The 13822-nt window shown below is 71.0% G+C and carries 16 protein-coding genes; 2 read left to right on the plus strand and 14 right to left on the minus strand.

Annotated features, from left to right (window positions below; genetic code table 11):
• Window positions 1-52 precede the first annotated feature (52 nt).
• On the plus strand, window positions 53-505 hold the full coding sequence (locus ABFJ78_RS02805; RefSeq protein WP_372667503.1) for a MarR family winged helix-turn-helix transcriptional regulator: 453 nt from the start codon (window positions 53-55) through the stop codon (window positions 503-505).
• On the opposite strand, the gene dnaB is transcribed toward ABFJ78_RS02805, so the two are convergent.
• From dnaB to ABFJ78_RS02865, 12 genes are all read right to left on the minus strand, one after another.
• Window positions 502-1917 carry a replicative DNA helicase gene (gene dnaB / locus ABFJ78_RS02810; protein WP_436385367.1) on the minus strand — a complete coding sequence of 472 codons (1416 nt, stop codon included), beginning with the start codon at window positions 1915-1917 and terminating at the stop codon, window positions 502-504. The two genes, ABFJ78_RS02805 and dnaB, sit on opposite strands and share 4 nt — an antisense overlap.
• Before the next feature lie 502 nt (window positions 1918-2419).
• Complete coding sequence (locus ABFJ78_RS02815; RefSeq protein ID WP_436384005.1) at window positions 2420-3208, minus strand: ESX secretion-associated protein EspG; 789 nt, start codon at window positions 3206-3208, stop codon at window positions 2420-2422.
• 87 nt (window positions 3209-3295) lie between these two features.
• Window positions 3296-4654 (minus strand): hypothetical protein, encoded by a 1359-nt coding sequence (locus ABFJ78_RS02820; RefSeq protein WP_436384006.1) that lies wholly within the window; start codon window positions 4652-4654, stop codon window positions 3296-3298.
• 1 nt (window position 4655) lies between these two features.
• Window positions 4656-5258 carry a DUF3558 domain-containing protein gene (locus ABFJ78_RS02825; protein WP_436384008.1) on the minus strand — a complete coding sequence of 201 codons (603 nt, stop codon included), beginning with the start codon at window positions 5256-5258 and terminating at the stop codon, window positions 4656-4658.
• Window positions 5255-5608 (minus strand): hypothetical protein, encoded by a 354-nt coding sequence (locus ABFJ78_RS02830; RefSeq protein ID WP_400866210.1) that lies wholly within the window; start codon window positions 5606-5608, stop codon window positions 5255-5257. The genes ABFJ78_RS02825 and ABFJ78_RS02830 overlap by 4 nt, the downstream gene beginning before the upstream one ends.
• Before the next feature lie 129 nt (window positions 5609-5737).
• The gene (rplI, locus tag ABFJ78_RS02835; protein WP_257926071.1) at window positions 5738-6196 is read right to left on the minus strand and encodes a 50S ribosomal protein L9; all 459 of its coding nucleotides are present in this window, start codon (window positions 6194-6196) and stop codon (window positions 5738-5740) included.
• Between the two features lie 14 nt (window positions 6197-6210).
• Entirely contained in the window at window positions 6211-6459 is a 249-nt protein-coding gene (gene rpsR, locus ABFJ78_RS02840) for a 30S ribosomal protein S18 (protein ID WP_003098744.1), read from the minus strand.
• Between the two features lie 43 nt (window positions 6460-6502).
• Window positions 6503-7015: a single-stranded DNA-binding protein gene (locus tag ABFJ78_RS02845; protein WP_400897250.1), complete on the minus strand. Its 513-nt coding sequence runs from the start codon at window positions 7013-7015 to the stop codon at window positions 6503-6505.
• A 17-nt stretch (window positions 7016-7032) separates the two neighbouring features.
• Entirely contained in the window at window positions 7033-7359 is a 327-nt protein-coding gene (gene rpsF, locus ABFJ78_RS02850) for a 30S ribosomal protein S6 (protein ID WP_436384010.1), read from the minus strand.
• A 102-nt stretch (window positions 7360-7461) separates the two neighbouring features.
• Entirely contained in the window at window positions 7462-8343 is an 882-nt protein-coding gene (locus ABFJ78_RS02855; protein ID WP_436384011.1) for a hypothetical protein, read from the minus strand.
• A gap of 81 nt (window positions 8344-8424) precedes the next feature.
• Complete coding sequence (locus ABFJ78_RS02860; RefSeq protein WP_436384012.1) at window positions 8425-9306, minus strand: hypothetical protein; 882 nt, start codon at window positions 9304-9306, stop codon at window positions 8425-8427.
• A 121-nt stretch (window positions 9307-9427) separates the two neighbouring features.
• On the minus strand, window positions 9428-10228 hold the full coding sequence (locus ABFJ78_RS02865; RefSeq protein WP_436384013.1) for a hypothetical protein: 801 nt from the start codon (window positions 10226-10228) through the stop codon (window positions 9428-9430).
• Between the two features lie 114 nt (window positions 10229-10342).
• Here ABFJ78_RS02865 and ABFJ78_RS02870 point away from each other — a divergent pair, with 114 nt between their 5' ends.
• Entirely contained in the window at window positions 10343-11116 is a 774-nt protein-coding gene (locus ABFJ78_RS02870) for a deoxyribonuclease IV (protein WP_436384014.1), read from the plus strand.
• Here the strand turns inward: ABFJ78_RS02870 and ABFJ78_RS02875 are convergent.
• Together ABFJ78_RS02875 and ABFJ78_RS02880 are read right to left on the minus strand one after the other, a co-directional pair.
• A complete protein-coding gene (locus tag ABFJ78_RS02875) occupies window positions 11113-12663 on the minus strand; it encodes a glycosyltransferase family 87 protein (protein WP_436384015.1) in 1551 nt (516 codons plus the stop codon). The genes ABFJ78_RS02870 and ABFJ78_RS02875 overlap by 4 nt on opposite strands.
• Before the next feature lie 49 nt (window positions 12664-12712).
• A complete protein-coding gene (locus ABFJ78_RS02880) occupies window positions 12713-13798 on the minus strand; it encodes an ROK family protein (protein ID WP_436384016.1) in 1086 nt (361 codons plus the stop codon).
• Between the last annotated feature and the right edge of the window lie 24 nt (window positions 13799-13822).

Genomic DNA, 13822 nt, shown 5'->3' on the forward strand with positions numbered 1-13822 from the left:
GTCGATGAACAACTACATGTAAAAGTACATGCAGTTCGGAGGTGGAGCAACCATGACGGACGCGGTGGCCGAGGTCGAGCGCGCCATGATCGCGATCCGCCGCAGCCAGCAGCGGCGGGCGCTGAGCCGGATCGGCAAGGCCCGCGGCCAGGGCGCGCACGACCCGGTGCACGAACTGCTGGACGTCGTCGAAGAGCTCACCGAACGCGGCGAAGCCGGCACGGTGACCGCGTTGAGCGCGGCGATGGGCGTCGACCAGCCGCGCGCGAGCCGGTTGGTCGCGCGCGCGGTCGAGCAGGGGCTGCTCCGCCGCGAAGCCGATCAGCGCGACGGACGGCGCGCGGTGCTCGTGCCGACCGAGGCCGGCCAAGCGCACCTCGACGAACTGCACGCGTTCCGGCGCTCGGTGTTCGCCGAGGTCATGGCGGACTGGCCGGAGGAGGACCGCGAGAACTTCGGCCGGCTCCTCACGGCGTTCGTCCGCGGGTACAGCGCGCTCGGTTAGTCGTGGGAAAGGTCGACGAACCGGCTGTAGTGCAGCTGGTGCGCGACGGTGATCGTCGCCGTCGGGCCGGCACGGTGCTTCGCGATGATCAGGTCCGCTTCGCCCGCGCGCGGGTCGTCGCGCTCCCAGGCGTCCGGGCGGTTGACCAGGATGACGAGGTCGGCGTCCTGCTCCAGTGAGCCGGACTCACGCAGGTCGGACAGCATCGGGCGCTTGTCCGTGCGCTGCTCGGGACCACGGTTCAGCTGGCTGATCGCGATCACCGGAACCTCGATCTCCTTCGCCAGCAGCTTCATCTGCCGCGAGAACTCCGAGACCTCCTGCTGCCGCGACTCGACGCGCTTGCCGGACGTCATCAGCTGGAGGTAGTCGAGGACGACGAGCTTCAGGTCGTTGCGCTGCTTCAGCCGCCGGGCCTTCGCGCGGATCTCCATCATCGTCATGTTCGGCGAGTCGTCGACGAACAGCGGCGCCTCGGACACCTCGCTCATCCGGCGGGCCAGCCGCGTCCAGTCGTCGTCGGACATCTTGCCGCCGCGCATGTCGGCGAGGCGGATCTTGGCTTCGGCCGAGAGCATGCGCATGACGATCTCGGTCCGGCTCATTTCCAGCGAGAAGATGACGCTGGTCAGGCCGTGCCGGATCGACGCCGACCGCGCGAAGTCGAGGCCCAGTGTCGACTTGCCGACACCGGGACGGGCCGCGACGATGATCATCTGACCCGGGTGCAGCCCGTTGGTCAGCTCGTCGAAGTCGGTGAAGCCGGTCGGGATGCCCTGGGACTGGCCGCCGCGCGAGGCGATGGCGTCGATCTCGTCCATCGTCGGCTGCAGCAGCTCTTCCAGCGCGACGTAGTCCTCGCTGGTCCGGCGCTCGGTGACGTCGTAGATCGCGGCCTGCGCGCGGTCGACGACCTCGTCGATGTTCGCGCCGTCGGCCGCGGCCGCGCCGTAGCCGTACTGCACGATCCGGGTGCCCGCCTCGACCAGCCGGCGCAGCACCGCCTTCTCGGCGACGATCTCCGCGTAGTAGCCCGCGTTCGCCGCCGTCGGCACCGTCGCGATCAGCGTGTGCAGGTACGGCGCGCCGCCGACGCGGCCCAGCTCCCCGCGCCGCTCCAGCTCCGCCGAGATGGTGATCGGGTCGGCGGGCTCGCCGCGGCCGTAGAGGTCGAGGATGCAGTCGTAGATCGCCTGGTGCGCGGGCCGGTAGAAGTCGTCGGGGCCGAGCGCCTCGATGACGTCGGCGACCGCGTCCTTGGACAGCAGCATGCCGCCGAGCACGGACTGCTCGGCCGCGATGTCCTGCGGCGGCTGGCGGTCGAACCCGCCACCGCCACCCCCCGGACCGGGGTCGCTCGGCCCCGGGTCGGACTCCGCGTACATCGGACTGCGGTCGTCGGTCAGCGCCACCGCCCCGGACACCTCCTCATCGTGTCGAACACCCGTTCGAGTATGCCGGATCTTCGCTCTCGAAGCACGCGGCTCGATCCGCGTCACCCGTCCCCGGGCCCCTCACCGATGATCGGGGACAACGTCCGCCAGTCGTCTTAGACACGCGGAGCGCCACCGTGAGTACAGGCCCGAGCGGGCACGCTAGATCCCCCGGAAGGCGGATGGCAATTCAGGATGGGGACCCTTCTGTGGACAACCTGGGGATGAATAGGGGTAACCAGTCACAGGTGGCGCGAGAGCTGTGGACAAGTTGGGGACAAGGTTGATCGGCTTCGGCGAATCCGCAGGTCAAACCCTGTGAACAAGGTGTGGAGAACTTCCTGGAAACTCGTCCGGCGTGTCGCGTGAAACCCGTTGTTCGGCGTGTCGTGGACCAGCCGGAGCCCATTGGGCCGCGCGCCCTGTGGATGAATATCACGGAGGGTAGAGCGGTAACCCGGAGGGCTGAACGGCCGATGGGTCAGGCCGCGGTGAGCCTGCCCTGTGCGCTGCGTAACCGGTCGGCGAGAACGCGCTGGTCGGCCGGGGTGAAGGCGATCCGGTTCTCCCCGCGCCCCGGAACCTCTTCGGTCAGCCATCGGCCTTCCGAGGTATCGATGTAGTTCACCGGGCGTTCGATCCGGCGCCAGGCGCCGGTGCGGCTGCGGGCCGCCACGTACAGGCTGCCACTCCCCATTCGGCGCAGCGCCAGGATCCGCCGGAGCTCTTGGACCTCCTGCGAGCCCTCGGCCGGGCGGTCGTTGCGGAGCACCGCGTACCCGCCGTCGTCACCGCGGGCGGTTCCCTCGAGCTGGCTCTTCGGCACCGCGAGCGGCGTGCCGCGGCCCGGTGCCAGCTTCGGGATCTGCCCGAGGAAGTCGTCGAGCAGCTCACCCGGCCGGGTCGACTCCAGCACCACGACGTCCAGCTCTTCGTGCTTGGCCAGCACGAACGCCTCCCCGCCGGCGCTGCCGGCCAGCAGCCGGTAGCTGACCGGCTTGCCCTGGAACCCGCCGTCGACCCAGGCGTAGTACTCCAGCTGCGGCCGCGCGATCGCTTCGACCGTCGCGACGAACCCGGGGTGCATGCCGCGCGGGCCGAACAGCCCGGCCTTGGCGAGCTCGGCGTTGACCCGCTCGTCCTCAGCGCGCTGGGCCTCGTCGCTGTACCAGGTCGGCGTCTCGGACAGCACCGTGTGCGGCTCGCCGCCGCGGCGCCTGATCAGGTTGACCAGGGTGCCGGTCGTGATCGTGACCTGCCTGTCCAGCACGCTTTCCCCCAGTAGGAATCCGAACCCGGTGCAGCTCGACGAGCCGGGCGCGCCCATCTTGGCACGCGCCCGGCCGTCCCGCGTGCGCTACTCGCCGATGACCGGCGGGGCCGTCAGCTCGTCGGTCCCGAAGATGTCGTTCGGGTCGTCGCCGAGCAGGTACTTCGACGTGCGTTCTTCGTCGCCGCCGCCCTGGCCCTTGGCGCCGTGGCCCATGCCGCCCATGCCACCCATCCCGGTGGCACCCCCGCGCCCGGCCGCCGCGCCGCCCGCGCCCATCGCGCCACCGGCTCCCATGCCGCCCCGGCCCGCGCCGGCCGCGCCCGCGCCACCCGGCAGGGCCGCGCCGCTCGAGCCGCCGGGCCCGAAGCCCGCGCCGCCGCCCGGGCCGAAGCCCGCCGTCGGGTCGCCGACCCCGCCCGACCCGCCGGGGCCGAACCCGCTGCCGCCGCCACCGGAGAAGCTCGGCGTGCCGCCGCCGGGCCCGAAGCCCGGCATCCCCGGCACGGCCGACGGCGAGAAGCCGGACGAGTGCGTGCCGTCGTTGAAGTTCGGCGGCGTGTAGTTGCCGCCACCGGGCAGCTTCGACGGGTCGTAGCTCCCGCTCGGGACCTTCGAGGGGTCGAAGCCCGGCACCTTGGACGGGTCGAAGTTCCCGCCGGGCACCTTCGACGGGTCGAAGCTGCCGCCGGGGGTGTTCGGCGGCTGGCCGTTGAACGACGGGACGCCGCCCGGACCGGGCATGTTCACGCCGCCGGGACCGGTGCCCGGAGCACCTCCGCGCTCGCCGTCCCCGGTGCCGGTCCCGTCGTCACCCGGCTTCTTCTTGCCGTCCTTGCCGTTGTCGACGTTGACGTTCTCCTGCTGCCCCTTCAGCGCGGAGTACGTCGGCATGTTCTGGCCGTTGTCGTTGCTCGCCTTGTAGTAGGTGTTGAAGGCGTCGACGTTGGCCTGGCCCTTGGCGTTGTAGTCGCGGATCGCCCGGTCGGTGTCGGTCGTCCACGGCGTCACCGCGTTGAGCAGGTTGTTCTTCGGCGGGTCCTTCGGGACCTCCTGCACCTGCGCGTGCACGGTGGTGAAGGCGTTGTTCTGCTCGCCGAGGTACTTGTCGGAGTCGGTGAGCTTGGTGCCCGAGTCCTCCATCCACACCCGCAGCGGGTGCGCGCCGGCGTTCTGCGCCGCTTCCGAACCACCGCCGGTCCAGGCCGCGTCCATCTCCTTGGCCAGGGCGTCGATGGTCGTGAGCCGGTCCGCGTACGCGCCCTTGAGCCGGCTCGCCGCCGCCTGCCCGTTCTGGATCGAGCCGGTGCCCGGGCCGGTGGTGATCTGGTGCCAGATGTCGTAGCAGTCGATCTTGCGGTCACCCTGCACCGACGTGTGGTCGTCCGAGTGCGTGGTGGCCATGTTGTACGCGGCGAAACCGCCGAGCAGGACCAGTTCCAGCATCTCAGCCCCCCATCAAGGTCTGGATCATCGCTTCGCCGAACTTCCCCGCGACCGTGCACGGGTCCGACGCGCCCGCGCCGTGGTCGTACTGGACCAGGATGTTGACCGCCAGCTCGTTGGTCACCCCGACGAACAGGCCGCACTTGCCGTTCTTGCGGTCGTCCAGCGCGGCGGCGTAGACGGCCGGGTAGCCGTAGGCCTGCGACTCGCCGAAGTAGGCGTCGTTCCCCTTCGTGTCATAGACGTCCTGGAGCCCGTTCTTGTTCGCCGTCACCGTGGTCACGTCGATCTGGTTGCCCGGGTCGGCGGCTTCCTGGAACGTGCAGCTCGGACCGTTGCCCGTGCTGCGCGGGGTGCCGTCGCCGAGGCCCAGCGTGGCGCGGCCGGCCGCGTTGATGGTGCTGCACGCGTCCGCGGTGATGTTCGCGGTGTTCAGCGGCTCCGGCACCCGCGGCGCCGAGTCGGCGGCCGAGCGGGAGGTCTCGCTGGAGGTGGCGTCCTCGGTCGGCGCGGGGTTGGCGGTGCCGCGCGTCTTGCCCGAGCAGCCCGCGACGGCGAGCACGGCGAAGACCAGGGCGCCGGCGGCGAGGAGTCGTCGGTTCACGTGGCCTGGTTCCCCGTCTTCGAGAGGTCGGCCTGCGTCTCCGACTCCTTGGTGGTGATCTTCTGCTTCGCGGCCGTGAGCGCGTCGATGTAGTTCTTGACGTACTCCTGCATCTTGGAGTTCTGCTCGAGGAAGGCCTTGCCGGACGGGTTCGCGAGCTTCTCCCAGTCGCCGCTGGCGAACTCCTTGCCGGGCGCCTTGACGTTCGCCATCAGGTTGGCGTCGTCGTAGTCGCGCTTGAGGTCGGCCTGGAGGTCCTGCCACTTCTTGATCACGCCGTCGATCTTGTCGGCGTCGAACGTGAAACCCCCTCCGCCGGACGGCGCGGACATGTTGACCTCGTTACCCATCCGAGTGCGCTCCCTTCGCGTCCCGCTCCATTGTCCTACGACGGCGGCCGCCTGTCCGGGGTTCCCCCGAAACGCGTGAAGGCGGGCCGCCCACCAGGGAGCGACCCGCCTTCCGCACGGCGTACTGCCTTACTGCGAGGCCTTGACCTCGAGGCGCACGTCGACCTTGACGTCCGGGTGCAGCCGGGCGCCGACCGAGTGCTTGCCGACGGTCTTGATGTGGTCGCGCAGCTCGATGACGCGCTTGTCGAGCAGCGGGCCACCGGCCGCCTTGATCGCGTCGACGATCTCGCCGGCGGTGATCGAACCGAAGAGCTTCTTCGAGCCCTCGGCCGCCTTGCCGGTGAGCTGGATGGCGCCGAGGCCCTCCAGCGTCGCCTTGATCTCCTTGGCGTGGTCGAGGTCGCGGATGCGACGGCTCTCCTGCGCGCGCTGGATCGTGCGGACGTTCTTCTCCGCGCCCTTGGAGGCCACGATCGCGTAGCCCCGCGGGAGCAGGTAGTTGCGCGCGTAGCCGTCCTTGACCTCGACGATGTCGCCGGGGCCGCCCAGGTTGGCCACGTCCGTGGTGAGGATGATCTTCGCCATTTCAGTGCCCTCCCTTAGCGCGCGGTCGAGGTGTAGGGCAGCAGCGCCATCTCGCGGGAGTTCTTGACCGCGATGGCGATGTCACGCTGGTGCTGGCTGCAGTTGCCGGTGACGCGACGGGCACGGATCTTGCCGCGGTCGGAGATGTACTTCCGCAGCAGGTTGGTGTCCTTGTAGTCGATCAGTTCCGGGCGGCCCTTCTTCTCGGCCTTGCAGAACACGCAGACCTTCTTCTTGGGCTTGCGGATGGGTGGCTTGGCCACTGTCTACTCCTGGTAATTCAAATCTTTGTGGATGTGTACGAGATCAGAACGGGGGCTCGTCCGAGAAGCCGCCACCGCCGCCGCCACCGGCCGGCGGGGCCGAACCCCACGGGTCGTCGGCGGGCGCGCCGCCACCGCCACCGCGGTTGCCGCCGCCACCGCCGCCGCCGAAGTCACCGCCGCCGCCACCGCGGCTGACCTTGTTGACCTTGGCCGTGGCGTAGCGCAGCGAGGGCCCGATCTCGTCGACCTCGAGCTCGACGACGGTGCGCTTCTCGCCTTCCTTCGTCTCGAACGACCGCTGCTTCAGGCGGCCCTGCACGACGACGCGGGCGCCGCGGGTCAGGGACTCGGCGACGTTCTCCGCCGCCTGGCGCCAGATGTTGCAGCGCAGGAACAGCGCCTCGCCGTCCTTCCACTCGCCGGACTGCCGGTCGAGCGTGCGCGGGGTGGACGCGACGGTGAAGTTCGCGACCGCCGCACCGGACGGGGTGAAGCGCAGTTCCGGGTCGGACGTCAGGTTGCCGACCACCGTGATGACGGTGTCTCCAGCCATCGGGGTTCCCCTCGGGCTCAGGCCTTGGCGGCAGCGGGCTTGGCCGCGGCGCGCTTGACCTCGCGACGCATGACCTTGGTGCGGAGCACGGTCTCCTGCAGCGACAGCTGCCGGTCGAGCTCCTTGACCGCGTCGGCCGAGGAGTTCAGGTCGAGCAGCGCGTAGATGCCCTCGGCGTGCTTCTTGATCTCGTACGAGAGGCGACGGCGGCCCCAGACGTCGACCTTCTCGACGCTTCCGCCCGAAGTGCGGATGACGTTGAGGAACGTGTCGAGGGTCGGGGCGACCGTACGCTCGTCGAGCGTGGGGTCCAGGATGACCATTACCTCGTAATGGCGTGACACAACCACTCACCTCCTATGGGCTCGCGGCCACGGACTGTCCGTGGCAGGAGGGTTTGTCCAGGTAAGGCTACCTGGGGGTGCCTTCGGGGCCGGACGCCGGGGTCAGCTCGCGCGGCGCAGGACCCACGTGCGGACGAGCCCGGCCGTGACGCCGGCCAGCACGATCACCGCGAGCAGCATCGGCAGCTGAACGTCGTTCGACGCGCCGTTCGAAGCGAGCGACTGCGCGTTGCCCGCGTCCCGGATGCCGGCGCTCTGGCCGCTCTGGTCGCCCTGACCCGCCTGCGGGGCGGACGCGTCACCGGGGAGCGTCCCGTTCGCGGGGTACCGCACGCCCGGGGCGACGGCCGTGCCGGCGGTCGCCGTGGGGATGCCGCTGTAGTCGCGCATCGGCGCGCTGCCGCCCGTGCCGCCCGCGGTGCCGGGGTTGAGGTTGGAGAGGTTGCCGGTCGTGCCGCCCGGGGTGGTCGCGGTGCCGCCCGGCGCGGTGCCGGCGCCCGGCTGGCCCGGCGCGACGTAGTTCGTGGCGACCGTCGTCAGGCCGCAGCCCTGGGCGACGTGCGCGGAGATCGAGCTGAGGACCTCGTTCTTGGTGCTGTCCAGCACGCCGAGGCCGTTGGCGCCCTTGAGCGCGGTCGCGACGACGCCGCCGATCGCCGAGCCGGCGATCGTGCCGCCCGCCGCGTTCGGCACCTGGCCGACCGGCAGCGCGCCCTTGGCGGCGATCGTGTCGGCGAGGGAGTTCGGCCACACCGAGAGCGCGGTCCACAGGTGGCTGTTCACGTAGTCCTGCGCGCCCTTGCGGACCAGTTCCTTCACCGAGGAGCCCTGGATCGCGACGGTGTCGCCCATGCTGCCGTTGACCGCACCCGAACAGGTGCCCGCGAGCGTCGTCGCGGCGGAAGCGGTGCCTGTGGCGAGGAATGCGCCGCCGGCCAGAAACGCGGCGAGGGCGGTGGCGGTCAGGATCTTCCGCACGTGCATGTCCTCCAGAGCTTTACGGGGGCGTCGTTCCAGGCAACAGGATCAACGAAGGAGATACGCGAAAGATACTCGGCAGTCGGGTCAATTCGCAGCGGCCATTCGGCGGAGCACCCAGGTCCGCACGAGGCCCGCGCTGACTCCGGAGAGTGCCAGCACCGCGATCAACAGGGGCAGATTCGACCCGTCCGTGAAACCGTCGGACACCGACGGTAGCGCTTCGGCCTGACCCGCCGTCTGGACGCCGGAGTTGCCCGCCGCGGCCTGGTCGGGCCCGTTGAGCCCGTACTGCGGCGCGTAACCCGGGATCTGGCTGCCGTACCGGAGGGCGGGCGACGGCGTGAAGAGCCCGGCCGTCGCGAACGGGATGCCACTGTAGTCCCGCATCGGCGCGTAGCCGGTGCCGATGGCGAACGGGAAGCCGCCGAACGCCGGGCTCGCGCCGCCGCCGGAGAAGCCGGGGAGCAGGGGGCTGTTCGCTTCCGGGATGCCGCCGGAGCCCTGCGGGGTCCCGCCCTGCGGTGCGCCGCCGGTCCCACCGGACGGCGGTTGCTGCGGGTTGCCGCCGGGCTGCTGGGGTGCGGGCTGGCCGCCGCTCAGCGCGCCGCCGACATCGCCGGTCGCCTTGGTGATGCCGTTGGTGGTGCCGGCGACCGCGCCGTTCACGGCGCTCGCCGCGGGCGCGCCCACGACGGGAACGGGAGCGACGACCGTGTCCACGATGTTCACGGTGACCTTGCAAAGTCCGCCGAGCAGCCCGCCGACCAGGCTGGTCAACCCGTCGGTGACCGTCTTCAAGCCGAACGGTGTGGAAATGACGTCACCGGGCTTCGCGGTGACCGTGTCGCCGCACTTGGCCGTGATCGTCTCGGCGGAGGCGGTGCCGGGCATGCCGAGCACGGCCGAACCCGCGAGCACGAACGCCGTCGCTCCGACCGCCGTTGCCCTCCGTGTCCGATCCTGCATGCTCGCCGCCCCTTACCTCGTCGCTTCTCCCCGGAACAACGACGTTAAGGCAGCACGGTGACGCCCGCTCGCTCAGAAATGTCCGGCATTCGAGTGGTAGCGGACGTCACCGTCGGTGAATTCAGGCGGGCTTGCGGCGGATCCACGCCCGGACGAGGGCCGCGGCGACGATCGCCAGGGCCAGCACGGCGAGCAACATCGGCAGCTTCGCCGGCGGCGTGACGCCGGGCAGCGCCTCGGCCGTGCCGGACTTCTGCTCGTCGACCGTCGGGACCTGCTGGCCGGGGATGATCTGCGCGATCACCGGCGCCTGCACCAGGCTGCCGGGCAGCAGCGAGGCGTTGCTGAAGATGCCCGAGATCGCGTCGCCGGGCAGGCCCGCGTTGCCGGGGCCGGTGGTCACCGGGCCGGTGCTGTCGCCGGGCGGGTTCTGCCCCGGCGGTGTCGGGCCGGGCGGGGCCGGGGGTGCGGGCGGCGCGGGCGGGTTCGGGCCCGGCGGGAGCGGCAGCGGGGGCAGCTCGTCGGCGACGCCCTGCGTCACGCCGCCGACGGTGTTCACGACGGTCTGCGCGGTCGGGCAGACGACCTTGGCGGCCGCGTCGCCGACCACCGGCACGTCGCCGATGCCGAGCGCCCGCACGGTGTCGCCCACGGGCAGGGTGAGCAGCGGGGTAGAGCCGTTCGTGTTCCGGGACGTCGAGTCGAGCCCGACGGTCAGCCGGTCGGGGGCGTTCAGCGGGGCGCCGGCGTCCAGCAGGAGGCCGGTCTTCGCGTCGCGGGCCTCGCCGTTCTGCAGGGTGGCCGGGCAGTCGCCGCCGAGAGTCGGGCTGGTGTCCGCGCTCGCGACCCCCGGCGCGAACAGCGCGGCCGAAGCGGCGAGGGTGAATCCCAGTGCGGTGATCCGGGTGAACTGCTTCCCCATCGATGCCCTCCGGCAGTCGGACCAATCTGGATCACGGAACGCGCTCACGGTACTCCACGAGCGTCACCAACCGGTCCCACAGGGGAAAGAAGTACCCGGAGTAGCGTGCTCGGCATGCTGATCGGTGCCCATGTCCGTGACGACGACCCGTTGACCGCGGTCGCCGAGCGCAAAGCCGACGTCGTCCAGTTCTTCCTCTCCGACCCGCAGGGCTGGAAGGCCCCGAAGCCACACCCCCACGGCGAGGCCATCGCGGCCGACCCCGTCGAAGTGTTCATCCACTCTCCCTACCTCATCAACGTGGCTTCGCTGAACAACAAGATCCGGATCCCATCCCGTAAGAACGTCACGCAGCACGCGGACGGCGCGGCGGCGATCGGCGCGAAGGGCCTGATCGTGCACGGCGGCCACGTCGGTGCGAACGACGACGTCGAGACCGGGCTGGACAACTGGCGCAAGCTCTTCGAGCGCGAGCAGGAGAAGGGCGGCTTCAAGGTCCCGATCCTGATCGAGAACACCGCCGGCGGCGAGAACGCGATCACCCGCGACCTCGACGTCATCGCCCGGCTCTGGGACAAGGTCGGCGAGTTCGGCGCCGGGTTCTGCCTGGACACCTGCCACGCGTACGCCGCGGGCTGGGACCTCGCGACCGCCGTCGAGAAGGTCAAGGCCATCACCGGCCGGATCGACCTGGTGCACCTGAACAACTCCCGCGACGAGTTCGGCTCGACCCGCGACCGGCACGCCAACGTCGTCGAGGGCGAAGGCACGATCGACCCCGAGGTGCTGGTCGGCGTGGCCAGGGCCGCCGGCGCGCCGGTCGTCGTCGAAACCCCGGCCGACGGCCAGGCGACCGACATCGCCTACCTGCGCGAACAGCTGGGTTAGGCCGCCACGGCCTTGCGGCGGCGCCGGACGGCGTTCGGGACGACCGCGTCCCGGGCGCCGTCGAGGAAGCCGCCCGCCGGGTCGTCGTCGCCCGCGGCCCGGACCAGGTCGGTGCCCGGCCGGTAGATCTCGCGCACGACCAGCACGCACAGCGCGGCGACGGCGAGGTCGCGGAGCACGACCGTGCCGAGGAACCAGCCCTCGGGCAGGCCCTTGTGGTCGACGCCGAGGTAGTAGAACATCCGCGGCACCCAGACCAGGGCGTCGAGCAGCATCCAGCCGAGCAGCAGCCGCCAGCGCGGGATCGCCAGCACGGCCAGCGGCACCAGCCACAGCGAGTACTGCGGGCTCCACACCTTGTTCGTCAGCAGGAACGCGGCCACGACGAGGAACGCGAGCTGGCCGACGCGCGGCCGCCTGGGCGCGGCGAGCGCGAGGTACGCGATGCCCGCGCAGCAGGCCAGGAACAGCACGGCGACCGTCAGGTTGAGGTACGTCGGAGTCTGGTTCTTCTGCAGCACGCCGTCGAAGCCGGCCCAGCCCGTCGTGTACGAGATGACGTTGTAGAGCGAGTCCGGGTCCATCGGCCGCAGCGCGTTGAGCCGGAAGAACTCCCACCAGCCGCGGGTCGCGGTCAGGATGAACGGCGCGTTCACCGCCAGCCACGTCACGACGGTGGCGGCCGCGGTCTTCCAGAACGGCGTGAGCTTCCCGGCACGCAGGCACAGGAAGAACAGCACGCCGAGCAGGAACAGCGGGTAGAGCTTGGCTGTCGCGCCCAGGCCGAGCAGGAGCCCGGCGAGCAGCGGTTTCTTGCGCGCCCAGGCGAGCAGGCCGGTCGCGGTGAACGCGGTCGCGATCGCGTCGAAGTTCGTGAACGCGTGCACCAGCACCAGCGGCGAGACCGCCACCAGCACCATGTCCCACGGCCGGCGTTTCACCGTGCGGCCGGTCGCCCACACGGTGACCAGCCAGGCCAGCGCCAGGAACAACGCCGTCAGGTCGAAGTAGACGGCGACCGGCAGCGCGCCGGGCAGCCAGCCGCTCTCGGCGACGTTCAGCCAGCCCGCCGCGAGCTTCGCGTTCGCCCACTGGAAGAGGCCGGTGAACACCGGGTACTCCATGTACCGGGTGTCGTTCTCCGCGGTCTGCGAGCTTTCCTTCCACGACGTGTAGTACGGGAAGGTGCCCGGCCGGTCGAGCCGCTCGGAGCTGTAGAGCGGCACGATGTCGGAGTAGCACATCGCGACGAACGGGCGGCCCGCCCGCCAGTCGAGCTGGGTGGCGCCGCTGGAGTCCTGGTACTGCTGGATGCAGGAGCCCTTGCCGAGCCAGCAGAGCATCAGGGCGAGCGTGGCCAGCAGCAGGCCGACGCGCTGTGGTGACCAGAACCAGTGCCTGCCGACCGCCGCGTGCTCGCCGAGCGGACCGCCGAGGGGTCTGGTGACCGCCGCCGCGAGGGGCTCGTTCCAGCTCGGGACGACCCGTTCCGCCCGGGTAAGCGTCACGGGGCCGGGCTCCGGCTCGCGCGTGGTCTCCTCTGGCACGAGTGCGGATGTTAGCGGTCGGCGCCCGCCACCGAGGTGAAGCCGGTGATCATGCCGGATTCGCGTAGTACGAGGCCAGGACCTCGGCGGCGGCTCCGCGCGTGACGATCTCCTCGCCGAAGGCGTCTTCGACGACCTCGATGCGCTGCCACTGCGGCAGCGGCAGCAGCTCCGCCAGCCGTTCCGAAACGGCGTCGCGGTACGTGCCCGGTTCGTCCCGCACGGCGCGCCCGGCCAGCACGATCCGCTCCAGGTCGAGCACCTGGACGAGGTCGGCGAGGCCGATCCCGAGGAAGCCCGCCGCGGTCCGGGTACCGGGTGCCCGCTTGGCCATGATCTCGACGCAGCCGCGTCGCCCGCAGGCGCAGACGGGCCCGTCGAAGGCGATCGTGGTGTGCCCGAACTCACCCGCGTTGGTCCGCGGGCCGCGGTAGAGCCGCCCGTCGATCAGCAGGCCGACGCCGATGCCGGTGCCGACGAGCACCACCGCGGTCGCCGTCGGCTCGCCGTGTGGCCAGAGCTGGGCGAACGCCGCGGCGTTGGTGTTCTTGTCGAGCGTCACCGGCAGCCCGGTGCGCTTCTCGAGCAGGTCGCGCAGGGGGACGTCGTGCCAGCCCGGCATGTTCGTCGCGTCGCGGACCAGGCCGGCGAGGTGGTCCAGCGGGCCGACCGCGCCGAGGCCGAGGCCCAGCACGTCGAAGCCGTCGGCGAGTTCGAGCGCGGTCGCCCCGATGGCTTCGACGGCCTGCTCGGGCGTGAAGCCGGCCGGGAGCGGGCCGCCCGCCGCCTCCTCGACCTCGCCGATGAGGTTGGTGCGCAGCACGCGGTACTCGTCGCGGTCCAGGCGCGCGCCGAGCGCGTGGCGGGCGCCGGCCCGGATGGTCAGCTGCGTGCGGGGCTTGCCGACGCCGGTCGACGCCTGGCGTTCCTCGTCCAGCAGGCCCGCGTCGAGGAGTTCCGGCACGATCTTGGAGACGGCCTGCTGGGTGAGCCCGGTGCGTTCGGCGAGCTCGACGCGGCTGAGGCCGCCGGCGCGCAGGATGTGCGTGAGCAGCAGGGCGCGGTTGTGCTCGCGCACGTTGCGCAGGTTCACCCCGGTGTCCGCCATGGACAGGATCTTCCCACGGCTGGTCAATTAAGCAACACTGTTGTTTAATGG

It is taken from the genome of Amycolatopsis sp. MEPSY49 (assembly GCF_051337345.1).
In the GTDB taxonomy this organism is placed as follows: Bacteria; Actinomycetota; Actinomycetes; order Mycobacteriales; family Pseudonocardiaceae; genus Amycolatopsis.